Origin of the sequence: Streptomyces sp. NBC_01520 (assembly GCF_045040375.1) — a bacterium.
Classification (GTDB): Bacteria; Actinomycetota; Actinomycetes; order Streptomycetales; family Streptomycetaceae; genus Streptomyces.
On record NZ_CP109404.1, the window covers coordinates 2556753 to 2581464 of the forward strand.

General features: G+C 70.3%; 25 protein-coding genes. 8 read left to right on the plus strand and 17 right to left on the minus strand.

Features of this window, described 5'->3' with window-relative positions:
- Window positions 1–448: 448 nt before the first annotated feature.
- The 4 genes from dusB to OG524_RS11615 form a co-directional block, all read right to left on the minus strand.
- Window positions 449–1597 carry a tRNA dihydrouridine synthase DusB gene (gene dusB / locus OG524_RS11600; protein WP_405390925.1) on the minus strand — a complete coding sequence of 383 codons (1149 nt, stop codon included), beginning with the start codon at window positions 1595–1597 and terminating at the stop codon, window positions 449–451.
- Window positions 1598–1738: 141 nt separating this feature from the next.
- Complete coding sequence (locus OG524_RS11605) at window positions 1739–1981, minus strand: DUF6243 family protein (protein WP_405390924.1); 243 nt, start codon at window positions 1979–1981, stop codon at window positions 1739–1741.
- Between the two features lie 194 nt (window positions 1982–2175).
- On the minus strand, window positions 2176–2379 hold the full coding sequence (locus OG524_RS11610; protein ID WP_405390923.1) for a hypothetical protein: 204 nt from the start codon (window positions 2377–2379) through the stop codon (window positions 2176–2178).
- 93 nt (window positions 2380–2472) lie between these two features.
- The gene (locus tag OG524_RS11615) at window positions 2473–3855 is read right to left on the minus strand and encodes a glycine--tRNA ligase (RefSeq protein WP_405390922.1); all 1383 of its coding nucleotides are present in this window, start codon (window positions 3853–3855) and stop codon (window positions 2473–2475) included.
- 221 nt (window positions 3856–4076) lie between these two features.
- Between OG524_RS11615 and OG524_RS11620 the strand changes: the two genes are divergently transcribed.
- The 4 genes from OG524_RS11620 (at window position 4077) to OG524_RS11635 (ending at window position 7271) form a co-directional block, all read left to right on the plus strand.
- Window positions 4077–5054: a metal ABC transporter substrate-binding protein gene (locus OG524_RS11620; RefSeq protein ID WP_405810106.1), complete on the plus strand. Its 978-nt coding sequence runs from the start codon at window positions 4077–4079 to the stop codon at window positions 5052–5054.
- Between the two features lie 80 nt (window positions 5055–5134).
- Window positions 5135–5875: a metal ABC transporter ATP-binding protein gene (locus OG524_RS11625; protein WP_405393233.1), complete on the plus strand. Its 741-nt coding sequence runs from the start codon at window positions 5135–5137 to the stop codon at window positions 5873–5875.
- Between the two features lie 2 nt (window positions 5876–5877).
- A complete protein-coding gene (locus OG524_RS11630; RefSeq protein WP_405390920.1) occupies window positions 5878–6771 on the plus strand; it encodes a metal ABC transporter permease in 894 nt (297 codons plus the stop codon).
- 65 nt (window positions 6772–6836) lie between these two features.
- Window positions 6837–7271, plus strand: a complete 435-nt coding sequence (locus OG524_RS11635; RefSeq protein ID WP_405390919.1) for a Fur family transcriptional regulator — start codon at window positions 6837–6839, stop codon at window positions 7269–7271.
- 69 nt (window positions 7272–7340) lie between these two features.
- Here OG524_RS11635 and OG524_RS11640 read toward each other — a convergent pair whose 3' ends face one another.
- From OG524_RS11640 to leuA, 4 genes are all read right to left on the minus strand, one after another.
- Window positions 7341–8189, minus strand: coding sequence for an isoprenyl transferase (locus tag OG524_RS11640; protein ID WP_405390918.1), 849 nt, complete (start codon window positions 8187–8189; stop codon window positions 7341–7343).
- A 22-nt stretch (window positions 8190–8211) separates the two neighbouring features.
- Window positions 8212–8958 carry a DNA repair protein RecO gene (gene recO / locus OG524_RS11645; protein ID WP_405390917.1) on the minus strand — a complete coding sequence of 249 codons (747 nt, stop codon included), beginning with the start codon at window positions 8956–8958 and terminating at the stop codon, window positions 8212–8214.
- Between the two features lie 245 nt (window positions 8959–9203).
- A complete protein-coding gene (locus OG524_RS11650) occupies window positions 9204–9908 on the minus strand; it encodes a TerB family tellurite resistance protein (RefSeq protein WP_405390916.1) in 705 nt (234 codons plus the stop codon).
- A gap of 203 nt (window positions 9909–10111) precedes the next feature.
- Window positions 10112–11896: a 2-isopropylmalate synthase gene (gene leuA, locus OG524_RS11655; RefSeq protein ID WP_405810112.1), complete on the minus strand. Its 1785-nt coding sequence runs from the start codon at window positions 11894–11896 to the stop codon at window positions 10112–10114.
- 291 nt (window positions 11897–12187) lie between these two features.
- Here leuA and OG524_RS11660 point away from each other — a divergent pair, with 291 nt between their 5' ends.
- Together OG524_RS11660 and OG524_RS11665 are read left to right on the plus strand one after the other, a co-directional pair.
- Entirely contained in the window at window positions 12188–13261 is a 1074-nt protein-coding gene (locus tag OG524_RS11660) for a M4 family metallopeptidase (protein WP_405390914.1), read from the plus strand.
- 82 nt (window positions 13262–13343) lie between these two features.
- Complete coding sequence (locus OG524_RS11665) at window positions 13344–13610, plus strand: protealysin inhibitor emfourin (RefSeq protein WP_405390913.1); 267 nt, start codon at window positions 13344–13346, stop codon at window positions 13608–13610.
- A gap of 93 nt (window positions 13611–13703) precedes the next feature.
- Here OG524_RS11665 and era read toward each other — a convergent pair whose 3' ends face one another.
- Genes era through OG524_RS11680 form a run of 3 tightly spaced genes read right to left on the minus strand, consistent with a single transcriptional unit; the run spans window position 13704 to window position 16035 of the window.
- Window positions 13704–14678 (minus strand): GTPase Era, encoded by a 975-nt coding sequence (era, locus tag OG524_RS11670; RefSeq protein ID WP_405390912.1) that lies wholly within the window; start codon window positions 14676–14678, stop codon window positions 13704–13706.
- Window positions 14679–14729: 51 nt separating this feature from the next.
- Entirely contained in the window at window positions 14730–15080 is a 351-nt protein-coding gene (locus tag OG524_RS11675) for a cytidine deaminase (RefSeq protein ID WP_405390911.1), read from the minus strand.
- A gap of 49 nt (window positions 15081–15129) precedes the next feature.
- Window positions 15130–16035: a helix-turn-helix transcriptional regulator gene (locus OG524_RS11680; RefSeq protein ID WP_405390910.1), complete on the minus strand. Its 906-nt coding sequence runs from the start codon at window positions 16033–16035 to the stop codon at window positions 15130–15132.
- A gap of 107 nt (window positions 16036–16142) precedes the next feature.
- Here OG524_RS11680 and OG524_RS11685 point away from each other — a divergent pair, with 107 nt between their 5' ends.
- Window positions 16143–17561: an MFS transporter gene (locus OG524_RS11685; RefSeq protein ID WP_405390909.1), complete on the plus strand. Its 1419-nt coding sequence runs from the start codon at window positions 16143–16145 to the stop codon at window positions 17559–17561.
- Window positions 17562–17571: 10 nt separating this feature from the next.
- On the opposite strand, the gene OG524_RS11690 is transcribed toward OG524_RS11685, so the two are convergent.
- The 5 genes from OG524_RS11690 to OG524_RS11710 all read right to left on the minus strand — a co-directional run bounded on the left by OG524_RS11690 (window position 17572) and on the right by OG524_RS11710 (window position 21965).
- Window positions 17572–17925: an MmcQ/YjbR family DNA-binding protein gene (locus OG524_RS11690; RefSeq protein ID WP_405390908.1), complete on the minus strand. Its 354-nt coding sequence runs from the start codon at window positions 17923–17925 to the stop codon at window positions 17572–17574.
- Window positions 17922–19205 (minus strand): hemolysin family protein, encoded by a 1284-nt coding sequence (locus OG524_RS11695; protein ID WP_405390907.1) that lies wholly within the window; start codon window positions 19203–19205, stop codon window positions 17922–17924. Before OG524_RS11695 ends, OG524_RS11690 begins: the two co-directional genes overlap by 4 nt.
- Window positions 19202–19699, minus strand: coding sequence for an rRNA maturation RNase YbeY (gene ybeY, locus OG524_RS11700; RefSeq protein WP_405390906.1), 498 nt, complete (start codon window positions 19697–19699; stop codon window positions 19202–19204). The genes OG524_RS11695 and ybeY overlap by 4 nt, the downstream gene beginning before the upstream one ends.
- 12 nt (window positions 19700–19711) lie before the next feature.
- Window positions 19712–20734 carry a PhoH family protein gene (locus tag OG524_RS11705; protein ID WP_405390905.1) on the minus strand — a complete coding sequence of 341 codons (1023 nt, stop codon included), beginning with the start codon at window positions 20732–20734 and terminating at the stop codon, window positions 19712–19714.
- Between the two features lie 127 nt (window positions 20735–20861).
- The gene (locus OG524_RS11710) at window positions 20862–21965 is read right to left on the minus strand and encodes a carbohydrate kinase family protein (RefSeq protein ID WP_405810117.1); all 1104 of its coding nucleotides are present in this window, start codon (window positions 21963–21965) and stop codon (window positions 20862–20864) included.
- Between the two features lie 430 nt (window positions 21966–22395).
- Between OG524_RS11710 and OG524_RS11715 the strand changes: the two genes are divergently transcribed.
- On the plus strand, window positions 22396–23754 hold the full coding sequence (locus tag OG524_RS11715; RefSeq protein ID WP_405810119.1) for an MFS transporter: 1359 nt from the start codon (window positions 22396–22398) through the stop codon (window positions 23752–23754).
- On the opposite strand, the gene OG524_RS11720 is transcribed toward OG524_RS11715, so the two are convergent.
- A complete protein-coding gene (locus OG524_RS11720; RefSeq protein ID WP_405390902.1) occupies window positions 23718–24710 on the minus strand; it encodes an adenosine deaminase in 993 nt (330 codons plus the stop codon). The two genes, OG524_RS11715 and OG524_RS11720, sit on opposite strands and share 37 nt — an antisense overlap.
- Window positions 24711–24712: the final 2 nt, after the last annotated feature.

Below are 24712 nucleotides of genomic sequence, written 5' to 3' on the forward strand. Positions count from 1 at the left end.
CAGCAGATCGAAAGTGACGTCTCGAATCGACCGGACAGGCATCCGCGTTCACTTCTCGAAGTCAAAACTACGGAGAGTGACGTAAATCATGGATCTCATGCACCAGGAGTAGCGAATGCGTCGATCGATCAAAATACAGCCCCCTGGCACCCAGTGCCATCATTTGAGAAATACAGTAAGCGAAAGAGCGCTCATTTGAGCCACTCGCACCTCAGGGGTGGCGAGAATCACGCCCCGGGTCGCGCTCAGATGTCATCATCCGGACGCCCCTAGGCCGACCGTCGGTCATCTGTCGGTCCCAAGAGCGTCGCAGAGCGTGAGCATGAACCCGGAAGACGGAACACGGGCGCCCATCCCGCTCCGAATCGCGCGAGATCTCACGCAAAAGCCCGCTCACATGAGCGGGCTCTTTGATGGGCACCCTGTGCCCTGTACGGCGGCGCGCGCTTCAGCCGCCCGAGGTGTCCAGCTCGGCCTCGGCGCCCACGCCCGCGCAGTCGTAGGGGTCCTTGAGCCAGCCGTCCGGCAGTGCCACGCGGTTGTTGCCGGAGGTGCGCCCGCGGGGGCCGTCGGCGCCGTCCGGCCACGGCTGGTCGAGGTCCAGCTCCTGCAGCTGTCCGCCCAGCTCCTCCAGGGAGGAGGTGACCGCGAGCTTCCTGCGCATCTCCGAGCCGACGGCGAAGCCCTTGAGATACCAGGCCACGTGCTTGCGGAAGTCGATCACGCCCCGGCTCTCGTCGCCGATCCACTCCCCCAGCAGCGTCGCGTGGCGCAGCATGACGTCCGCGACCTCGCGCAGGGCCGGGGCCTGCCGCGTCCCGGTGCCCTCGAAGGCGGCGACCAGGTCGCCGAAGAGCCAGGGCCGCCCCAGGCAGCCGCGGCCCACGACCACACCGTCGCAGCCGGTCTCTCGCATCATCCGCAGCGCGTCGTCCGCGCACCAGATGTCGCCGTTGCCCAGGACGGGGATCTCGGGGACGTGTTCCTTGAGGCGGGCGATGGCGTCCCAGTCGGCGGTGCCGCCGTAGTGCTGGGCGGTGGTCCTGCCGTGCAGGGCGACGGCCGTGATTCCTTCCTCGACGGCGATACGGCCCGCGTCCAGGTAGGTGGTGTGGTCGTCGTCGATGCCCTTGCGCATCTTGATGGTGACCGGGAGGTCACCCGCGCTCGCCACGGCCTCACGGAGGATCGCCCGGAGCAGCGGCCGCTTGTACGGGAGCGCCGAGCCGCCTCCCTTGCGGGTGACCTTGGGGACCGGGCAGCCGAAGTTCAGGTCGATGTGGTCGGCGAGGTCCTCGTCGACGATCATGCGGACCGCCTTGCCGACGGTCGCCGGGTCCACTCCGTACAGCTGGATGGAGCGCGGGGTCTCGCTCGCGTCGAAGTGGATGAGCTGCATGGTCTTCTCGTTGCGCTCGACCAGCGCCCGCGTGGTGATCATCTCGCTGACGAACAGTCCCTTGCCGCCGGAGAACTCACGGCACAGGGTGCGGAACGGGGCGTTGGTGATGCCGGCCATGGGCGCGAGCACCACCGGCGGCCGCACGGTGTGCGGGCCGATCCGGAGCAGCGGGAGGGCGGGGGCGAGCGTGGTCATCCATCCATTGTCGCGTACGCCGGAGGGACCTGGACCCAGGCCGTGGTGCTGTCCCGTGCGGCCGGGTGGAGGCGGTGGCCGGGGAGACGCGGGTGGGCCCGGATCACCGTGGTGATCCGGGCCCGCCTTCGTACAGGTACGTCAGCTCTGTGCCGCCGTGCCGTTCTGCCCGGAGGAGGCGGAGGAGGCGTCCGAAGAGGCGTCCGCCTGCGCGGAGCCTGAGCCCTCGGCGCGCTCGCGCATCTTGCGCACCAGCTCCTGCTTCTTGTCGGCCGCCGTCCTGCGGTCGGCGTCGCGCGCGGGGCCCGCGCCCTGCTGCTCGGCGCGGAACAGCTTCTTGCGCTGTCCGCCCACACCGAGGAGGTTGTTGCGGCTCTTGGCCACGGGGGTTCTCCCATTCGTGGTGAGAAGTGAGATCTGAAGTGATCAGGGATCTCAGGGATCGATTCGATGGGCGACGGGCGGTCGGCCCGTCGCACGCTCACTCGTAGATCTGGAAGAACGAAGACATACCGAAAAAGGTACCCCGGCCCCGACGGACCTCTCACCCGATTTTCCACCCGAGCCGCCGTGCCGGTTCAGGCGGTCGGGTCGACCGTCGCCTGGTGGGCCTCGGCCAGGTGTTCCTCGGCCTTCAGCCAGGGCAGGAACTGTGCCCCCTTGCGCCATCCGCAGGTGTCGCAGGTCAGCTGCCGCTGCATCCCCGACTTCCGTACCTGGACGACGTGTTCGCGGCCGTGCTGGTCCCATCTGCTGACCTTGCTCGTGGTCATGGACGCCATCCGAGCCTCCTGTAGGGGTGTGCCCAGCAGTGTGCACGAAGCCCCCGGCTCCCTGCGCGGGAACCGGGGGCTTCGTTATGAAGCTGCGTACCGTCAGCAGCCCAGCAGGCGGGAGCCGAGGTAGCCCTGGATCTGGTCCAGGGAGACGCGCTCCTGCTTCATGGTGTCGCGCTCGCGCACGGTCACCGCGTTGTCGTCGAGGGTGTCGAAGTCGACCGTGACGCAGAACGGCGTACCGATCTCGTCCTGGCGGCGGTAGCGGCGGCCGATGGCGCCGGCGTCGTCGAACTCGATGTTCCAGTTCTGCCGCAGGTCGGCCGCGAGGCCCTTGGCCTTGGGTGACAGCTGCGGATTGCGGGACAGCGGCAGGACCGCGACCTTGACCGGCGCCAGGCGCGGGTCGAGACGCATCACGGCGCGCTTCTCCATGACGCCCTTCGCGTTGGGCGCCTCGTCCTCGCTGTAGGCGTCGAGGAGGAAGGCCAGCAGCGAACGGCCGACACCGGCCGCGGGCTCGATGACGTACGGCGTCCAGCGCTCGCCGGACTCCTGGTCGAAGTACGACAGGTCCGTGCCCGAGGCCTTGGAGTGGGCCTTGAGGTCGTAGTCCGTGCGGTTGGCGACACCCTCCAGCTCGCCCCACTCACTGCCGCCGAAGCGGAAGCGGTACTCGATGTCAGCGGTGCGCTTGGAGTAGTGGGAGAGCTTCTCCTGCGGGTGCTCGAACCACCGCATGTTCTCCTCGCGCATGCCCAGGCCGGTGTACCAGTTCCAGCGCTGCTCCATCCAGTACTCCTGCCACTGCTCGTCCTCGCCCGGCTTGACGAAGAACTCCATCTCCATCTGCTCGAACTCGCGCGTGCGGAAGATGAAGTTGCCCGGAGTGATCTCGTTCCGGAAGGACTTGCCCATCTGCGCGATGCCGAACGGCGGCTTCTTGCGCGAGGTCTGCTGCACCTGGCCGAAGTTGGTGAAGATGCCCTGGGCGGTCTCGGGGCGCAGGTAGGCGACGGAGCCGGAGTCCTGGGTCGGGCCGAGGTGGGTGGAGAGAAGGCCGGAGAACTGCTTGGGCTCGGTGAACGTGCCCTTGTTACCGCAGTTGGGGCAGTTGAGGTCGGCGAGGCCGTTGACCGGCGGCTTGCCGTGCTTCTCCTCGTACGCCTCCTCCAGGTGGTCGGCGCGGTAGCGCTTGTGACAGGAGGTGCACTCGGTGAGCGGGTCGGAGAAGGTGGCGACGTGGCCGGAGGCGACCCAGACCTCGGGGGCAAGGATGACCGACGAGTCGAGACCGACCACGTCCTCGCGCGAGGTGACCATGTAGCGCCACCACTGGCGCTTGAGGTTCTCCTTCAGCTCGACGCCCAGCGGCCCGTAGTCCCAGGCGGCCTTCTGGCCACCGTAGATCTCACTGCAGGGGTAGACGAAGCCACGGCGCTTGCTCAGGCTGACGATGGTGTCGATCTTGTCGGCGGCCACGGTGCTCTCTTCATTGCGACGGTGAAATTGGACAGGGGGCGGCGCGGAGCGCCTCGCCGGGGGGTGGTGCTCGGGCGACGCTGCGGGCGAATGACTCAGATTACCGGCGGGCGCACCCCCTGGATCAAATCGGCAGGGGGTACGACGGCCCGCACGGTGTGATCCGGGCATCTCATCAGCCTTGTTGACAATCGTTTCCACTTTTGTTGAAAATGACTGTCATGAACGTACGCCGCCTGATACCCACCGCCGCCGTCGCCGGAGCAGTCGCCCTCGGCCTCACCGCGCTGTCCGCCTGCTCCTCCTCCGACGCGGCCGACCGCGGGAGCGGTGACAAGCTGGACGTGGTGGCGTCCTTCTACCCGATGCAGTTCCTGGCCGAGGAGATCGGCGGATCGCACGTGTCGGTGACCACCCTGACGAAGCCGGGTGTGGAGCCGCACGACCTGGAGCTCACCCCGCGCCAGATCGGTGGGCTGGCCGAGGCCGACCTCATCCTGTTCCTCAAGGGCATCCAGCCCGCCGTCGACGACGCCGTCGGCCAGTCCGGCGTCGAGAACACCGTCGACGCGGCGAAGCTCACCACGCTCGAGAACCACGGCACCGAGGTCGACGGCCACGACCACGGGCACGAGGAGGGCGAGCACGAGGGCGAGGAGCACGAGGGCGAGGAGGCCGGCGCCGACCCGCACATCTGGCTGGACCCGGTGAAGTACGCCGAGGTCGCCGAAGGCGTCGGGAAGTCCCTGGAGAAGGCCGACCCCGACCACGCCGCGGACTACCGCAAGAACACGGATATCCTGGTCGGCGAGCTGAACGCGCTGAACACGGCGTTCGAGACCGGGCTGAAGGACACCACGACCAAGACCTTCATCACCACGCACTCCGCCTTCGGGTACCTCGCCGAGCGCTACGGCCTCACGCAGGAGGGCATCGCCGGCATCGACCCCGAGGCCGAGCCCAGTCCCGCCCGTATCAACGAGATCCACGCCGTCGCGGAGAAGAGCAAGGCCACGACCGTGTTCTTCGAGACGCTCGCCAGCGACAAGACCGCCAAGACCCTCGCCAAGGACCTCGGACTGAAGACGGACGTCCTGGACCCGCTGGAGGGAATCACGGACAAGTCCGCCGGCGCTGACTACATCGAGGTCATGGAGTCCAACCTGGCCGCGCTGGAGAAGGCTCTCGGCGCGAAGTGACCCTCGCACCACCCGTACCCGTCGCAGCAGCATCGGAGGCGCTCGTGCCCGAGCCCAGTACGCCCGAACCCGTGATCAGCATGCGCGGGGCCACGGCCACGCTCGGTGCGCGCACCGTGCTGCGCGGCGTCGGCCTCACCGTCGGCCGCGGTGAGGTGGCCGCCCTGCTCGGGGCCAACGGATCCGGCAAGTCCACCGCCGTGCGGTCCGTCATCGGCCAGGTGCCGCTGACCGCCGGCACCGTCGAACTGTTCGGCACCCCGCTGCGCCGCTTCCGTCAGTGGGCCCGCGTCGGTTACGTACCGCAGCGCACCACGGCGGCCGGCGGTGTTCCCGCCACGATCCGCGAGGTCGTCGCCTCCGGGCGGCTGTCCCGTACGAAGCTGCGGCTGCCGGGCAAGGCGGACCGGGCGGCCGTCGACCGGGCGATCGAGCTCGTCGGTCTCTCCGACCGTGCCAAGGACTCGGTGAGCGCCCTGTCCGGCGGTCAGCACCAGCGGGTGCTGATCGCCCGCGCGCTCGCCGCCGAACCCGAGCTGCTGATCATGGACGAGCCGATGGCCGGGGTCGACCTGGCCAGCCAGGAGATCCTCGCCGACACCCTGCGCGAGCAGGTCGCGGCGGGTACGACGGTGCTGCTCGTCCTGCACGAGCTCGGTGCCCTGGAGCCGCTGATCGACCGGGCGGTCGTGCTGCGCGACGGCTGCGTCACGCACGACGGACCGCCCCCGGAGGCCTTGGGCCAGCACGCCCTGCCCGGCCACGACCACGTACACCCCCACGCGGCCTCCGAGCCCGTCCGGACGGGACTGCTGACCTGATCATGGAATTCCTCACACCTCCCTTCATGCAGCGGGCCCTGATCGCGGCCGTCCTGGTCGGCATCACCGCTCCCGCCATCGGCATCTACCTGGTCCAGCGCCGGCAGGCCCTGATGGGCGACGGCATCGGGCACATCGCGATGACCGGGGTCGGCCTCGGCTTCCTGCTGTCCACCAACCCCGTCTGGATGGCCACCCTGGTGGCCGTGGCGGGCTCGGTCGTCATGGAGCTGATCCGCTGGTACGGGCGCACCCGCGGCGACATCGCGCTGGCCATGCTGTTCTACGGCGGCATGGCGGGCGGGGTGATGCTGATCAACCTCTCCGACACCGGCTCCAACGCCAACCTCACGTCGTTCCTCTTCGGCTCGCTGTCGACGGTCTCCGAGGAGGACGTCACCGCGATCGTCGTGCTGGCGGCCTTCGTGGTGCTGGTCACGGTGGCGCTGCGGCGGCAGCTGTTCGCGGTCAGCCTGGACGAGGAGTTCGCCAGGGTCACCGGGCTGCCGGTGCGCGCGCTCAACCTGCTGGTCGCCGTGACGGCGGCGGTCACGGTCACCGTCGCGATGCGGGTGGTCGGTCTGCTGCTGGTCAGCGCCCTGATGGTGGTTCCGGTCGCCGCCGCGCAGCAGATCGCGAAGTCCTTCAAGGTGACGTTCGTGCTGGCCGTCGTGATCGGTACCGCCGTAACCCTGGCCGGCACCGTGACCTCGTACTACCAGGACGTACCACCCGGCGCCACGATCGTGCTGCTGGCCATCGCCGTGTTCGTCGCGCTGACCGCGCTCGCCACGCCGCTGGCGCGCAGGCGGGCACGCGGACGCGTGGCGGACCCCGAGGAGTGCACCCTGGAGGTACCGGCGGCTCGCCCGGCCACGGACGACGTGCGGGTGTGACCGTGCCGCCGGGACGGGCTGGCACAATGGCCCGACATACGTACGGGCGACACGAGGAGGCACCTGTGGCCACGGCGCCGATCAGTGGCACGAACGCGGCCCCGGTACGCGGCCGGTCGACCAGGCAGCGGGCGGCGGTCGCCGCCGCGCTCGACGAGGTCGACGAGTTCCGCAGCGCCCAGGACCTGCACGACGTGCTGAAGCACCGGGGCGATTCCGTCGGGCTGACGACGGTCTACCGCACCCTGCAGTCCCTCGCCGACGCGGGCGAGGTCGACGTGCTGCGCACGACGGACGGTGAGGCGGTCTACCGGCGGTGCTCGACGGGCGACCATCATCACCATCTGGTGTGCCGGGTCTGCGGCAAGGCGGTCGAGGTCGAGGGTCCCGCCGTGGAGCAGTGGGCCGAGACCATCGCCTCGCAGCACGGCTACGTGAACGTGGCCCACACGGTGGAGATCTTCGGGACCTGCGCGGAGTGCGCGGGCACGGAGAGCTGATCCCCCTGCCCACTTACGCCGATGGCCCCTCCCCGCCCGGGGAGGGGCCATCGGCGTAAGTGGCAGGGGTCAGGCCTTCCCTGCGGCCTCCGCGGCCTTCTCGGCCTTCTCCACGGCCTTCTCCTCCGCACCGCCGAAGCGGCGGTCGCGCCGGGCGAACTCCAGGCAGGCGCTCCACAGGTCCCGGCGGTCGAAGTCCGGCCACAGGACGTCCTGGAAGACCATCTCGGCGTACGCGCTCTGCCAGATCAGGTAGTTGGACGTGCGCTGCTCGCCGCTGGGGCGTACGAAGAGGTCCACGTCCGGCATGTCCGGGTAGTAGATGTACTTCGCGAACGTCTTCTCGTTGACCTTCGACGGGTCGAGCTTCCCGGCCGCGACGTCCTGCGCGATGCGCTGGGCCGCGTCGGCGATCTCGGCCCGGCCGCCGTAGTTGACGCAGAAGTACAGCGTCATCCTGTCGTTGTCCTTGGTCTGTTCCTGGGCGACCTGGAGCTCCTGGACGACGGACTTCCACAGCTTCGGCATGCGGCCGACCCAGCGGATCCGGATGCCGAGCTCGTCCATCTCGTCCCGGCGGCGGCGGATGACGTCCCGGTTGAAGTTCATCAGGAACTTCACCTCGTCGGGAGAACGCTTCCAGTTCTCCGTGGAGAAGGCGTACAGCGAGAGGTTCTTGACGCCCATCTCGATGCAGCCCTTGAGCACGTCCATGACGACGCCCTCGCCGACCTTGTGGCCCTCGGTGCGCGGCAGGCCGCGCTCCTTGGCCCAGCGGCCGTTGCCGTCCATCACGACCGCCACGTGCTTGGGCACCAGCTCGCCGGGGATCTTCGGCGGGGTGGCGCCGGAGGGGTGCGGCTCGGGGGTCTTGTACTCACGCCGGTTACGTCCGCCGAGCATCCCGCGTACTGCCATGAGCTTCTCTCGTCTCCCTGTGTCACTTCTCGACGTACCGCAGCGAGCGCAGGCCGCGCTCCAGATGCCAGTGCAGATAGGCGGACACCAGTCCGCTCCCCTCCCTGACATGACGCGCCTCGGACGCGTCCGCCGTCTCCCAGTCCCCGGTGAGCAGTGCGCTCAGCAGTTCGACGGCCTCCGCCGAGGGTACGACGCTGCCGGGCACCCGGCAGTCGCCGCATATGACGCCGCCCGCCGCGACGGAGAAGAACCGGTTCGGTCCGGGCATTCCGCACTTGGCGCAGTCGTCGAAGCTGGGGGCGTATCCGTTGACGGCGAGGGAACGCAGCAGGAACGCGTCGAGGATGAGGTTCGGCGCGTGTTCGGCGCGCGAGAGGGTGCGCAGCCCGCCGACGAGCAGCAGGTACTGCTGGACCGCGGGTTCGCCCTCGTGGTCGGTGAAGCGCTCGGCGGTCTCCAGCATCGCCGTGCCGGCGGTGTAGCGGCCGTAGTCGGCGACGATGCCCCTGCCGTACGGCGCGATCGTCTCGCTCTGGGTGCACAGCGGGAGGCCGCGGCCGATGAGCTCGCTGCCGCGTGCGAAGAACTGCACGTCCACGTGGGAGAAGGGTTCGAGCCGCGCCCCGAATTTGGACTTGGTGCGCCGCACTCCGCGCGCGACGGCGCGCACCCGGCCGTGGCCGCGGGTCAGGATCGTGATGATCCGGTCGGCCTCGCCCAGCTTCTGCGTACGCAGCACGACGCCGTCGTCCCGGAACAAGCTCATGCGCCCATTGTCGCCCACCGGGGCGGGCGCCCGTCGGCGGTCCTCGTTCCTGGTGGCCCACAAACCGCGACAGTGCCACGGAGCGGCTTCCATGTCGCCCCGGGAAGGGGCCCCGCGGCCGGTGTGCCGCCCGGAGCCGCACGCCGCGGGCCTTTCCCCTCGCCCGGCCGCACGGAGGCGTACGGGTCACACAGGGCGTACGCCTGGAGGCCGGGGCCGCGGGGGCGTACGCGCGGGGTGAGGGGCTACGAAGGGGTGCGCGCCGCCGCCGCGAGGAGTGCGGCGGTGTCGGCGGGGCGCAGCTGGAGCGCGCCGCCCACCGTCGTCAGCACCTCGCGTTCGGCCTGGCAGTACGGGCCGTCGGCGAGCGCGATCCTGGCGCCCTGCAGCAGGACCGCCTCGCGGCCGGCCACCGCCAGATGCGGGGCCAGCGGCTTCAGCACCTCGTGCAGCTCGATGGCGAGGGCCGCTCCGCAGGCCTCGGCCGCGGGGTCGTGGCCGTTACCGGCCCCGGTGTCCGCGGCGAGCACCTCCACGATGGTGAACAGCTGCTCCTGCGTGCAGTCGTCGAGCCCGGCGTCGCGGAAGGTGGTCGCGGCGGCCTCCAGGACCGTACGGGAGGTGGTGCCGCCCGCCGCGAGCACGGCGAGCGTGACGGTGTGCACGGCCTCCCGCAGCATCGCGGAGAAGCGGGTGGTGGTGGGGTGGTCGAGGGCGTCGGTCGGGAAGTGCCTCAGGCAGGCGGCGCACTCGACGACGGGGCCCGCGCTGCCGCGCCGCAGCAGCGGCATGCCGATCACGGTGAAGCGGTGGCGGCCGGTGAGGCGGCGGTAGTTCCGGTCGCCGCCGCATCCGGGGCAGAAGAACTCACCGTCACCGACGGTGTCCCAGACGGTGCGGATGCCGTAGATGCCCAGTCTTGTGGCGCGTTGTCCTTTGGCTGACCGCACGTCGCACACCTCCGTAACGCCCCGGCAACATTGCCGTGTCGGACGTGATGTTAGCCACATGCGCGAGGTGGCGTCAGCATCCCGGATGTCACAACCCCCGGAGTTGGCCGAACCCCGCCCACCCATGGCGGGTGGACGGGGCTCTCGGGCCGGACGGCTTCACGGCTTATCGGACGTTTGTCCGCAGGGCCGGGAGGCTGCTGTCAGCGGGGCGCGCGGTTGACCGCGGAGACGACCGCCTTGAGCGAGGCACGCGTGGTGTTGGCGTCGATACCGATGCCCCACAGCACCTTGCCGTCGATCGCGCACTCGATGTAGGAGGCGGCCTGCGCGCTCGCGCCCTCGCTCATCGTGTGCTCGGTGTAGTCCAGCAGACGGGCGTCGATGCCGACGGCCTGCAGCGCTTCGAAGAACGCGGAGATCGGACCGTTGCCCGTACCGGTCAGCAGGGTGTCCGCGCCGTCGACGGTGGCCTCGACCGTGATCGTGTCCCGGCCGTCGGAACCGGTCATGGTCTGGCCGGAGCGGATCTGCACGCGCCCCCAGGCGTTGTCCGGGTTCGGCAGGTACTCGTCCTGGAAGGTCGACCAGATCTGGCCCGGCGTGACCTCGCCGCCCTCGGCGTCGGTCTTGGCCTGAATGATCCGGGAGAATTCGATCTGCATCCGGCGCGGCAGGTCCAGCTTGTGGTCGTTCTTCAGGACGTAGGCGATCCCGCCCTTGCCGGACTGCGAGTTGACCCGGATGACGGCCTCGTAGGAACGGCCGACGTCCTTCGGGTCGATCGGCAGGTACGGCACCGCCCACTCGATCTCGTCGACGGTCCTCCCCTGGGAGGCGGCGTCGGCCTCCATGGCGTCGAAGCCCTTCTTGATGGCGTCCTGATGGGAGCCGGAGAAGGCCGTGTAGACCAGGTCGCCCGCGTAGGGGTGGCGCGGGTGGACCTCCATCTGGTTGCAGTACTCGCTGGTGCGGCGGATCTCGTCGATCTGCGAGAAGTCGATCTGCGGGTCGACGCCCTGCGAGAAGAGGTTCATGCCCAGGGTGACCAGGTCGACGTTGCCGGTGCGCTCGCCCTGGCCGAACAGGCAGCCCTCGATGCGGTCGGCACCGGCCATGACGGCCAGCTCGGCCGCGGCGACCGCGGTGCCGCGGTCGTTGTGCGGGTGCACGGACAGGCAGACGTGCTCGCGGCGGGACAGGTTGCGGGACATCCACTCGAACCGGTCCGCGTGCGTGGACGGCGTCGAACGCTCCACCGTGGCGGGCAGGTTCAGGATGATCTCGCGGCCCTCCTCGGGCTGCCAGACGTCACAGACGGCCTCACAGACCTCCAGGGCGAAGTCCAGCTCGGTGTCGGTGAAGATCTCCGGGCTGTACTGGTAGCCGAAGATCGTGTCGTCACCCAGGATCTTGTCCGCGTACTCCATGACCAGCCGCGTGCCGTCCACGGCGATCTGCTTGACCTGCTCCTTGGAGCCGCGGAAGACCACGCGACGGAAGGTGGGCGCGGTGGCGTTGTACAGGTGCACGGTGGCGCGGCGCGCGCCGACCAGCGACTCGACGGTCCGCTCGATCAGTTCCTCACGGGCCTGCGTCAGGACGGAGATCGTCACGTCCTCGGGGATCGCGCCCTCTTCGATGATGGAGCGTACGAACGCGAAGTCGGTCTCGCCGGAGGACGGGAAGCCGACCTCGATCTCCTTGTAGCCCATGCGTACGAGCAGGTCGAACATCTCGCGCTTGCGGACCGGGGACATCGGGTCGATCAGTGCCTGGTTGCCGTCGCGCAGGTCCGTGGACAGCCAGCGGGGCGCCTGCGTGATGCGGTTGTCCGGCCAGGTGCGGTCGGAGATGTCCACGGCCTCGTACCCGCGGTACTTGTGGACCGGCATCCCGGAAGGCTTCTGCAGCTGCGTCGCGTTGGTGACCGGGGTGGGTCCGCCCACGGGGGCAGCGGCGTTCTCGGCGGGATTTACGGCAGTCATGGCGTACGGCTCCTCTTGGTCCAGCAGGGGCGGCCGACTGTGTCGCTGCAACAGCGAACTCCGCGGGGAGGGAGCCGGCCTACGACTACAGGCCCTCGCCGCGGCAGCTAAGAAGGAGCAGCCCGAAACGCATGATGCGGCAACACTAACCGAGGGGCGCCTGGTGCGTCGGTCCGTATCAGTATGCGGGATCACGCTTCGATGAGGGCAAAACAGTGACTCATCACTCTATTTCGTCAATCGCGATCGCAACCAGTGACAGCACGGTCACGGAGTGCCACAGTCATTTGCATGCAGCCTCGCACCAACGGGTTCCAGCCCGTCTTCTGCACCATCGTGCCGCCCCATCTCCTCGACAAGCTGTCCCAGGCGGACGACCCGCTCCTGGCCGGTCCCGCCCGCCGCACCCTGGAGGCCGACGGGGCACGGCGCCGCCACCGGCAACTGACCGCGATGGCCTGGGCGCCCCACCGCCCGCGCACCGCGGACCCCGTCCCCACCAGGCCCCACCGCACCCTGTACGACTGCCGCCACGGCACGGACCTGCCGGGTCACAAGGTCCGCGACGAGGGCGAGGAGGCCACCCGCGACGCCAGCGTCAACCGCGCGTACGCCGGACTCGGCGCGACCTTCGAGCTGCTGCTCACGGAGTACGGCCGCAGCTCGATCGACGGCAAGGGGCTGCCGCTGATCGGCTCCGTGCACTACGACGAGAAGTACAACAACGCCTTCTTCGACGGCGAGCAGATGGTCTTCGGGGACGGGGACGGGGAGATCTTCCTCGACTTCACGGTCGCCATCGACGTGATCGCCCACGAGCTGGCGCACGGCCTGACCCAGTACACGGCGAACCTCACGTACGAAGGCCAGTCGGGCGCGCTCAACGAGTCGGTGTCGGACGTGTTCGGCTCGCTCGTCAAGCAGTACTCGCTGGGCCAGAGCGCGGAGCAGGCCGACTGGCTGATCGGCGCGGGACTGCTCGCGCCCAGGGTGAGCGGGGTCGCGCTGCGCTCGATGAAGGCCCCGGGCACGGCGTACGACGACGACGTGCTCGGCAAGGACCCGCAGCCCGCGTCGATGGACGACTACATCGAGACGGACGAGGACAACGGCGGGGTGCACCTCAACTCCGGCATCCCCAACCGTGCGTTCTACCTGCTGGCCATGGCGCTCGGCGGCAACGCGTGGGAGCGGGCAGGCGGGATCTGGTTCGACGTCCTGACCGGGGGCGAGCTCACGCAGAACGCGGACTTCGCGGACTTCGCCCGGCTGACGATCGCGGCGGCCCGGAACAGGTTCGGCGAGGGCGACGAGGTGGAAGCCGTACTGAAGGCATGGTCGGAGGTGGGCGTACCGACCGCATGAGCGGGTAGGAGGGTCCGGCGGCTGCCGGGCCCTCCGGGTACGAGCGGGCCGTCCGGGCGGGTTCAGGCAGGAGCCGGTACACATGCGCATTCAGGTGAGCCGGACCGGCGGGTTCGCCGGCCTCGCACGTCATGGCGAGGTCGACACCTCGGGCCGGCCCGACGCCGCGGAGTGGGAGGCCCTGGCCGAGGCGGTGCTCGCCGACGGCCGTGACGGCCCGCCCACGGGGGTGCCGGACGGCTTCCGGTACCGGATCACGGTCGGCGACCGGACCGTCGACTGCGCGGACCCGCGGCTGAGCGATGCGCAGCGGGCACTGATCTCCCGGGTCCTGAAAGAGGGCGCGTAGCCCGGCGTCCGGCCCGCACACGGCACAGCCCGCGCCCGGCGTCCCGATGGGCCGCGGCACGCCGGGACGCGTGCCACGCCCCGGGACTGCCGCTCAGAACCCCAGCTTGCGCAGCTGCTTGGGGTCGCGCTGCCAGTCTTTGGCGACCTTCACATGCAGGTCCAGGAAGACCGGCGTGCCCAGCAGCGCCTCGATGTGCTTGCGGGACTTCGTGCCGACGTCCTTCAGCCGCTGGCCCTTAGGGCCGATGATGATGCCCTTCTGGCTGGGGCGCTCGATGTAGACGTTCGCGTGGATGTCGAGCAGCGGCCTGTCCGCCGGACGGTCCTCGCGGGGCAGCATCTCCTCGACGACGACCGCGATGGAGTGCGGCAGCTCGTCCCGCACGCCTTCGAGCGCGGCCTCGCGGATCAGCTCCGCGACCATGACCATCTCGGGCTCGTCGGTGAGGTCGCCCTCCGGGTAGAGCGGCGGGCTCTCGGGGAGCAGCGGGGCGATCAGATCGGCCAGCAGGCTCACCTGCTGGTCCTTGACCGCGGAGACCGGGACGATCTCCGCCCACTCGAAGCCGAGCTCCTCACCGAGGCGGGAGACGGCCAGCAGCTGCTCGGCGAGCGTCTTGGAGTCGACCAGGTCGGTCTTGGTGATGATCGCGATCTTCGGGGTCTTCCTGATCCCGGCGAGTTCCTTGACGATGAACTTGTCGCCGGGGCCGAGCTTCTGGTCGGCGGGCAGGCAGAAGCCGATGACATCGACCTCGGCCCAGGTGGTCCGTACGACGTCGTTCAGCCGCTCCCCGAGAAGGGTGCGCGGCTTGTGGAGTCCCGGCGTGTCCACCAGGATCAGCTGCGCGTCCGGACGGTGCACGATGCCTCGCACCGTGTGCCGGGTGGTCTGGGGGCGGTTGGAGGTGATCGCCACCTTCTGACCGACCAGAGCGTTCGTGAGGGTGGACTTGCCCGCGTTGGGGCGGCCCACGAAGCAGGCGAAGCCGGCCCGGTGGGGGGCGTTGTTCTCAGCCTGCTGCGCAGCAGCTTCTGTGTTCGGTCGAGCGCTCATGGCGCCCATTCTCCCCGATCCCGGCGGCGCCGTTGCACAGCAGGGCGCCGCCGTCGCGGTTCAGCCCGCGGAGACCGTGCTCCGGAGCGTCCCGTCGGGCCCGGCGAGCAGCACCGGAGTGCCGGGTCCGCCCAGGTCACGGACCGCGGCCCGGTCCTCGGCGGAGGGGACGGCGGCCTCGGAGACGATCGCGGCGGCCTCCAGGGATGTGGCCCCGCCGGCCACCGCCATCGCGACGGCGGTCCGCAGCGCACTGAGCTTCAGCGAGTCCAGGGCCACGGTGCCCGCCGCGTACGTACGTCCCGTCTCGTCCCGTACGGCCGCGCCCTCCGGCACTCCGTTGCGGGCGCGGACGCTGCGGGCCAGCGTGACGATCTTGCGGTCCTCGGGTCCGAGGTCGGTGTCGGTCATGTGCTGAGCATACGAAGCGTGCGGGCACCCGCGCCGCAACGGGGTCCGGTCACGGCACGGGGTACATCGAGCCGCGCCGCCCCTCCGGCGAGGCCAGCCACTGGAGCCGGGCCTCCGTGCCGGTGTCGGGCAGCGGGGTGTGCAGCACGATCACCAGGTCAGGGCGTGCGGGCACCCGCAGCTGGGTGGACTCCACGGCCAGGGTGCCGACGAGCGGGTGCTGGAGCTCCTTGCGGATCTGGCCGCCGGGGGCGACGTCCCGCTGGTCCCAGAGCGCGGCGAATTCGGGGCTGCGCTCCTTCACCTCGGCGACGACGGCCCGGAATCCGTCGTCGTCGGGGTGGTCCGAGCAGGCGGCCCGGAACTGCGCGACGACCAGCGGCGCGATCGCCTCCCACTGCGTCGACCTGGCCCGGTACACCGGGTCGGTGAAGAAGGCGACCATGCAGTTCTGCACGATGCCGGGGCGCATGCCGAGCACCGTCGCCGCCGCGTCGTTGTAGAGCACGGTGTTCCAGTACCGGTCCATGATGTGGGCAGGGAAGGGCATCCAGGCGTCGATGAGCCGGTTCAGGCCCGCGCACATGTCCCGGTAGGCCGGATCGACCTCGGCCGCGGGCGGGTTGAGGCCGGCCAGGACGTAGAGATGGCGGCGTTCCGCGCTGTTGAGCCGCAGTACCCGGGCCACGGCGTCCAGGACCTGGGGCGACACCGTGATGTCGCGGCCCTGTTCCAGCCACTGGTACCAGGAGACGCCGACGCCCGCGAGGACGGCGACCTCCTCGCGGCGCAGCCCGGGGGTACGCCGGCGTGCCCCGCCGTCCGGCAGTCCGGCCTCGGCCGGGCTGACCCTGGCCCTGCGGCTCATCAGGAACTCCCGCAGCTCGGCGAGGCGGTGCGCCTTGTCGTCCGTGATGCCGCGGTCCGTGGTGCTGTTACGGGCCGGTGAGGCCACGTACTCCCCCTGGTGTCCGTGTCCGTGCCGCGCGCCTGCCTGGTGGTGCGGCCAACAGGATAAGTTCCCGCTCCCCACGGATATTCCGCCGGTCGCAGGCTGTCGCCATGGCGATCGAAACCCCCTCCACCTCATCCGTCAGCGCCGCTGACCCCGTGAACCCCCTACCGGCCCGGCTGCCGGGCCGGGCCCGTCTGGTGCTCTTCGTGCTGTGCGCCGCCCAGTTCATGGTGGCGCTCGACTTCTCCGTGCTGAACGTGGCACTGCCCGTCCTCGGCGAGGACCTCGGGCTGAGCCGGTCAGGGCTCCAGTGGGCGGTCACCGCGTTCGCGCTGCCGTCCGGCGGATTCCTGCTCCTCTTCGGGCGGATCGCCGACCTCTACGGCCGGCGCAGGCTGTTCCTCGCCGGTCTCACCGTCTTCGGGGCGTCCTCGCTGCTCGCGACCCTGGCCTGGGACCCGGCGTCGTTCCTCGCGGGGAGGGCGCTCCAGGGGCTGGGGGCGGCCGTGATCGTGCCGACCGGCATGTCCCTGCTGACGACGACGTTCCCGGAGGGGCCGCTACGGGAACGTGCCCTGGGCATCAGCGGCACACTGCTCTCGCTGGGCTTCACCGTCGGCATGGTGGCGGGGGGCGTGCTCACCGACACCCTGGGCTGGCGCTCCACGACGGGGCTGCTGGCGGTCGCCTCGGTGGTCGTGCTCGTCCTGGCACCGAAGGTGCTCACCGAGTCGCGTACGCCTGACCGGCCGCGGCTCGACGTGCCGGGTGCCGTCACCGTCACCGGGGGCCTGCTGGCACTGATCTACGCACTGTCCACGGCGGCCGAGCGCGGCTTCGGCGGGGCGGACGTCCTGGTCTCGCTGGTGGCGGGGGTCCTGCTGCTGGCGGCCTTCGTGGCCGTCGAGTCGCGCGCGACGGCCCCGCTGGTGTCCCTGCCGATGCTGCGGCGCCGCACCGTGGCGTTCGGCAACCTCGGCGGACTGGCCACGTTCTCGATGATGAGCACCGTCGTCTTCGTCCTCACCCTGTACCTCCAGGAGGTGCTGGGCCTCTCCGCCTTCGGGACGGGCCTGGTCTTCGGGGTGCAGGGCGTGATGTCCGTGGCCGCCGGGGTGTACGCGCCCCGGGTCATCGGCCGGATCGGCGCCCGGCGGACGCTGGTCGTGTCGCTTCTCGGCCAAGGCGTCTTCATCGGGGCGCTGCTCGCCCTGGGCGAGGACACCGGTGTCCTGACGGCAACGGTGGCGGTCTCCCTGGCCAGCGCGTTCCACCTGGGCGCGATCATCTCGTACGGGGTGACGGTGACCTCCGGGGTCCCCGACGAGGAGCAGGGGCTGGCGACGGGTCTGGTCACCACGACGCAGCAGGTGGGGCTCACGGTCGGCATCCCGATGCTGGGGGTGCTGGCGACCACCCAGGACTCGCTGTTCGACGGGGTGCGGCTGGTGGCGGCGGTCGCCGCGCTGATCCTCCTCGCGGCGGGCGTCGCGGCGGCGGCCGGCCTGCGCCGGTCCGCCGCCTGAGCACCTGCGGCTACGGCCGGTCCAGCCGGAGGCGCTCCGCCTTCGGCAGACCGGCCACCACCAGGTCGTAACTGTCCTCGACGAGCTCCCGGACCATCTGGTCCGGCAGTCCGCCGACGGTCACCGTGTTCCAGTGCCGCTTGTTCATGTGCCAGCCGGGCGCGATCGCGGGGTGCTCCTCGCGGAGCCGCACCGCGTCGTCCGGATCGCACTTGAGGTTGACCGTCAGCGGACTGCCGTCCAGCGCGCTGAGGGCGAACATCTTCCCCAGTACCTTGAAGACCGAGGTCTCGGGCCCGAAGGGGAACTCCTCGGCGCAGGCACTGAATTCCAGGCAGAACGCGCGCAGTTCCTGGGGCGTCATTCCGGTTGTGCTCCCTCCGGTTCCACCAGCACCGTGACGATCTTGTTCCGGCGGCCGGCCGGGGACTCCGCGGTCAGCCGGAGCCTGCGCCCGTCGGGAAGGTCCACCACCGACGAGGCCCCGGAGATCGGGACCCGTCCGAGGGCCTTCGCGAGCAGGCCGCCGACCGTCTCCACGTCCTCGTCGTCGTACTCGTCGAGGCCGAACAGCTCACCGAGGTCGCCGATGTCGAGCCGTGCGGTCACCCGGTAGCAGCCGTTCTCCAGCTCCTGGACCGGCGGGAGCTCGCGGTCGTACTCGTCGGTGATCTCGCCGACGATCTCCTCGAGGATGTCCTCGATGGTGACGATTCCGGCCGTGCCGCCGTACTCGTCGATGACGACGGCGACGTGGCTGCGGTCCTGCTGCATCTCGCGCAGCAGGTCGCCCGCGTTCTTCGTGTCGGGGACGAACGCGGCGGGGCGCATCGCCGTGGAGACCAGGTCGGATTCCGCTTCCCGGTTGACGTGCGTCTTGCGGACCAGGTCCTTGAGGTAGACGATGCCGACGATGTCGTCCTCGTTCTCCCCGGTGACCGGGATCCGCGAGAAGCCCGACCGCAGGGCGAGGGTCAGCGCCTGGCGGACCGTCTTGTAGCGCTCTATGCAGACCAGGTCGGTGCGGGGCACCATCACCTCGCGTACGAGGGTGTCGCCGAGCTCGAAGACCGAGTGCACCATGCGGCGCTCCTCGTCCTCGATGAGCGATTCCTGCTCGGCGAGGTCGACCATCGCGCGGAGTTCGGCCTCGCTGGCGAAGGGGCCCTTGCGGAAGCCCTTGCCCGGGGTCAGCGCGTTGCCGATGAGGATCAGCAACTGCGGGACCGGGCCCATGATCCTGGCCAGCGGCAGCAGGACGTACGCCGCGGCGGTCGCCGTGTTCAGCGGGTGCTGGCGGCCGATGGTGCGCGGCGAGACCCCGATGGCGACGTAGCTGACAAGGACCATCACACCCATGGCGACGGCCAGCGCCTCCCAGGTCTCCGGGAACTCCTCGAGGCAGGCGTACGTGACGAGCACCCCCGCGGACATCTCGCAGGCGACCCGCACGAGCAGGGCGACGTTGAGATAGCGGGTGGGGTCGGCGGCGACCTGCTCCAGCTTGGCGCTGCCGCGCCGCCCGGCCCGGACGGCCTCCGCCGCCCGGAAGCTGGACGTGCGCGCGATGCCGGCCTCGGCGCAGGCGGCGAGCCAGCCGACGACGACGAGCAGGACGGCACCCGAGATGAGGGGGACGCTCACGAGACGGTGGGTGCGGGGGACGGGCCGGTCAGCCCGTGCTCACCGCGCCAGCCGTCGACGATGGCGGCCTGGAGACCGAACATCTCGGCCTTCTCGTCCGGCTCCTCGTGGTCGTAGCCGAGGAGGTGCAGCACCCCGTGAACGGTGAGGAGCTGCAGTTCCTCGTCCATGGAGTGCTGGGTGTCCGCCTCTTCGCCCTGCTTCTTCGCGACCTCCGGGCAGAGCACGATGTCACCGAGGAGCCCCTGCGGGGGCTCCTCGTCGTCCTTCGCCGGCGGACGGAGCTCGTCCATCGGGAAGGACATGACATCCGTCGGACCGGGAAGGTCCATCCACTGGATGTGGAGCTGCTCCATGGCGGCGGTGTCCACCACGATCACCGAGAGTTCGGACAGCGGGTGGATCCGCATCCGGGCGAGGGCGTAGCGGGCGATGTCGAGGATCGCCCGCTCGTCGACCTCGGTTCCGGACTCGTTGTTGACGTCGATCGACATGGTGCGCTGCGACTACTTCCCGTTGCGGCCGTTGCGGCCCTCTTCGTTGTCGTACTTCTCGTACGCGTCGACGATACGGCCGACCAGCTTGTGCCGGACGACATCCTGGGAGGTGAGCCGGGAGAAGTGCACGTCCTGGACACCTTCCAGGATCTCCTGCACCTGACGCAGACCGCTCTTCGTCCCGCTCGGGAGGTCGACCTGGGTGACGTCACCGGTGACGACGATCTTCGAGTCGAAGCCGAGCCTGGTGAGGAACATCTTCATCTGCTCGGCACTGGTGTTCTGCGCCTCGTCGAGGATGATGAACGCGTCGTTGAGCGTACGGCCACGCATGTACGCCAGGGGCGCCACCTCGATCGTGCCCGCCGCCATCAGCCGCGGGATCGAGTCGGGGTCGAGCATGTCGTGCAGTGCGTCGTAGAGCGGGCGCAGATACGGGTCGATCTTGTCGAAGAGCGTGCCGGGCAGGAAGCCGAGCCGCTCCCCCGCCTCCACGGCGGGCCTGGTCAGGATGATCCGGCTGACCTGCTTGGACTGCAGGGCCTGGACCGCCTTGGCCATGGCGAGATAGGTCTTGCCGGTGCCCGCGGGGCCGATGCCGAAGACGATGGTGTGCTTGTCGATCGCGTCGACGTAGCGCTTCTGGTTGAGCGTCTTGGGGCGGATGGTGCGACCGCGGCTGGAGAGGATGTTCTGGGTGAGCACCTCTGCGGGCGTCTCGGCGCCGTCCCCGGTGCCGTTGCCGCTCGCCCTGAGCATGGCGATCGAGCGTTCCACAGCGTCCTCCGTCATCGGCAGTCCGGTGCGGAGCACCAGCACCATCTCGTCGAAAAGCCGTTGGATCAGGGCGACGTCCGTCGCGCTGCCAGTCGCGCTTATCTCGTTGCCCCGGACATGGATGTCGACGGCCGGGAACGCCGCTTCGATCACGCGCAGCAGGGAGTCACCCGATCCCAGGAGCATCACCATGGGGTGTGCGGCGGGGATCCTGATCTGGGCTCGCGCCTGTGGCTGTGTAGGTGACTGAGTCATGGGCCGGCCCTCGGGCCTGCACATACCTCCCGTTGCAGGGCAGTCGCTGCTCGACGGCCTCTGGAGTACCAGCGTACGACTCCGCACCGACAACACCGAGAGGTTTTACCGGCTGATCATCAGCCCTTCACTGGCGGAAGCCGATGGTCGGGACGGCGCGGCGCAGCGGCCATGCCCGGCTGGTGGCGGGCAGCAGTTCCTCCAGGAACGCGTACCGTTCCAGCGCCGCCGGGTCCTGGTCGGCGCAGGTGCGTACCTGCTGCCACCAGGCGGCGATCTCGGCCCAGCCGGGCGCGGACAGTGATCCGCCGAACTCCTGGACCGAGAGCGCGGCGGTCAGTCCGGCGAAGGCGAGCCGGTCGGCGAGCGGCCAGCCTGCCAGGGTGCCGGTGACGAACCCGGCGACGAAGACGTCGCCCGCCCCGGTGGGGTCCAGGGCCTCGACCGCGATTGCGGGCACTTCGGCGGCGGTCCCGGTCGCCCGCTCCACGGCGTACGCGCCCTCCGCGCCCAGGGTGACGACGACGAGGGGCACGCGTTCGGCCAGGGCGTGGGCGGCGGCGCGCGGGCAGTCGGTGCGGGTGTAGCGCATGGCCTCCTCGGCGTTGGGGAGGAAGGCCGAGCAGTGCCCGAGGTCGGGCAGGGCGTCCAGGTCCCAGCGGCCGGTCTCGTCCCAGGCGACGTCGCCGAAGACCATGGCGCCGTCCCGGGCGGCGCCGGGCACCCATGGCTCGCTGCGGCCGGGGGTCAGTGAGGCGATGGCTGCGCGGGCCCGGGGCGGGCAGTGCGGGAGTGTCCGGCCGGGTGTCGCGGTGGGGACGGGGGTGGGTGCCTCGTGGCCGTGCGAGACCATCGTGCGCTCGCCCTCGTAGGCCATGGAGACGGTGACCGGTGAGTGCCAGCCGGGAACCGTGCGCGACATCGAGAGGTCGATGCCCTCGCCCTGTTCGAGGGCGTCCCAGCAGTACTCGCCGTAGTGGTCGTCGCCGAACGCGGCGGCCAGCGAGGTGCGCAGTCCGAGCCGGGCGAGCGCGGTGGCCATGTTGGCGACGCCGCCGGGGCTGGATCCCATCCCCCGGGCCCAGGACTCGGTGCCGCGTACGGGTGCGCTGTCCAGGCCGGTGAAGATGATGTCCAGGAAGACCGGGCCGGTCAGGAAGACGTCGCAGGGCGGGTCCTGCGGGGCGCGCAGCCCGAGCAGCGGGTCGATGCCTGAGATGTCTGTGCTCACCGTGCGCTCCCGGCCGTGGCGGATCTGGACAGTGCGAGATCCGGCCAGTGTGCCCGATCCGCCCGCGTAACCGGAGGGTCCGCGCCGCCACGCTCACACTCGCTCCGACCTGCATAAACATGCGCTGCTACCCGGTCGGAAGATGCATAAACCCGTAAGTGACCCAGATCACATCGAGGCGGCTTTCCGTCCGCTGTGCGCGCTTGATACAAATTGGCCCGCGAGCACCGTTCGGGACAGTTGGCGACGAGTCTCGCATCTCCCGCTTTTTCTTGCTTCACCCCCCTCTGCGTCACCCTCCCCTCCGCATCACCCCTCCGCATCACCCCTCGCACCGCCCTGCCCGGATCCGCCGGGCCCCCCGCATCACCCCCGCCTTACCCTCCCCTGCCTTTCTCCTGCCTCTTCTGGCATGTCTTCAGGAACGCCCATGTCCTCGCGCCCCCGCGCCGCGTGGCCCCTGGTCGCCGTGTTCACCGCCGGTTACCTCGCCGCCTATCTGCTCCCCACCATCGTCGGCCGCCTCAGCGCCTATCTGGGGCTGAGCTCCGCCCAGGCGGGCCTGGTCGGCAGTGCCCTGCTGCTGAGTTCGGCCTCGGCCGGTTTCGCCCTGGCGGGACGCGTCGAGCGGTACGGATCACGGAGACCTGCGCGCGTCGGACTGATACTGGCCGTGCTGGGCTACGGCTGCGCCGCCCTGACCGCCTCGGTTCCGCTGGTGGTCGCGGGTGTCGTGATCGGCGGGTTCGGCTCCGGCACGGCGACCGCGGTCGCGGCGGCCGGCATCGCCGCGCAGCGTGACCCGCACCGGACCTCGTCCCTGGGGCTGCTCAGTGTCTCGGCGACGGCGGGCCTCCTCTATCTGACGGTCCCCCACCTCGGCGGCGGTCACCGCCTGCCGTTCGCGTCGATCGCCCTGGTCGCACTGCTCGTCTGGCCCGCCACGTCCCGGCTGGGCGGTTCCTCGCCCGTCGGCGCCGCCACGACCGTCCAGGGGCGGCTGCCGCACCGGCGGTCGGGCCTGGTGCTGGCCGGCGGGATGCTCGTCTGGTCCATGGCGCAGAACGCCCTGTGGGGGGTCAGCAGCCGGATCGGTGTCGTCCAGGTGGGACTTTCCGAGGTGACCGTCGGCGCGGTGTTCGCGGCCGCGCTGGGGGCCGGTCTCCTCGGCGTCATGGGGGCCGGAATGCTGGGCGCCCGGCTCGGACGCGCCGTACCGATCGGGCTCGGGACCGTGATCATCGCGATGAGCATCGTTCTCAGTTCCTCGGCCGACGACCTCGGCGCGTTCGCGACCGGCGAGATCACGTGGAACGCCTTCTACCCGGTGGTCCTGTCGTATCTGATCGGCCTGGCGGCCTCACTGGACGTACGCGGCCGCTGGGCGGTCCTGGCGGGCTCGGCGTCGTCGGTCGGCGTGGCCTGCGGCCCCGTCCTCGGCAGTGTGCTGTCCGAGGAGGCCGGTTACGCGGTGATGGGCCTGATCCTGGGCGCCGCCACACTGCTGGTCGCCGCCCCCGTGACCGCCGTCGCGCTGCACACCGGAGGGCGCCCGCTGGTGCCCGGCTCCGTCCGGCGCAGGGGTGGTGCCCCGGCGGCACTGCTCGCCGCGACGACCGGCAGCCTGTCCGGCGCGGTGCCGAAACTGGGAGCACCGGAGCAGGCCGTCACGGAGATCAGCGTTCCCGCGCTGCGCCGCAGGCGGCTCGTCAGGAGCGCGTTCCGGACGGCCGGTCCGGCGGGCGGATCGGGTCAGTCGAACGCGTACGCCTCGACCTCGGAGAGATAGCGCGACCTGCGCTCCTCGTCGTGGTCGAGGAAGGCCGCCTCGAAGGAGTTCCGGGCGAGGGTGCGCAGTTGCTCGTGGTCCAGGGCGAGTGCCTCGTGGACGGCCCGGAAGTTGTCTCCGGCGTACCCGCCGAAGTAGGCGGGGTCGTCGGAGTTCACCGTGCAGAGCAGCCCGGCGGCCATCATGGCGGGCAGCGGGTGGTCCTCCAGGGTGTCGACCGCGCGCAGCCGCACGTTGGACAGCGGGCAGAGCGTCAGCGGTATGCGCTCGGAGACGAGCCGGTCCACCAGGTCCGGGTCCTCCATGCAGCGCAGGCCGTGGTCGACGCGCTCGACGCCCAGGACGTCCAGGGCCTCACGGATGTACTCCGGCGGGCCCTCCTCGCCGGCGTGGGCGACCTTGCGCAGGCCGAGGGCCGTGGCCGCGGCGTACACCTCGCGGAACTTCGCGGGCGGGTGGCCGACCTCCGCGGAGTCCAGGCCGACGGCGCTGATGCGGTGCAGGTACGGTTTCGCGGCCTCCAGGGTCTCCAGCGCGGACTCTGCGGACCTGTCGCGCAGGAAGCACATGATCAGCTGGGTGGAGATGCCGTGCGTCTCCTCGCTGCGCTCCAGCGCCCTGCCGAGTCCCTCGATGACGGTGCCGATCGGGACACCCCGGTCGGTGTGGGCCTGCGGGTCGAAGAAGATCTCCGCGTGGCGGACGCCCTGGGCGGCGGCGCGGGCGAGGTAGGCGTCGGCCAGTTCGGCGAAGTCCTCCTCGGTGCGCAGGACGGCCATGAGGGCGTAGTAGAGGTCGAGGAAGCTCTGCAGGTCGTCGAAGAGGTAGGCGGTGCGCAGCGCCTCGGTGTCCGCGTGGGGCAGGTCCACGCCGTTGCGTGCGGCGAGGGCGAAGGCCAGCTCGGGTTCGAGGGTTCCTTCGATGTGGAGGTGGAGTTCGGCTTTGGGGAGGTGCACGG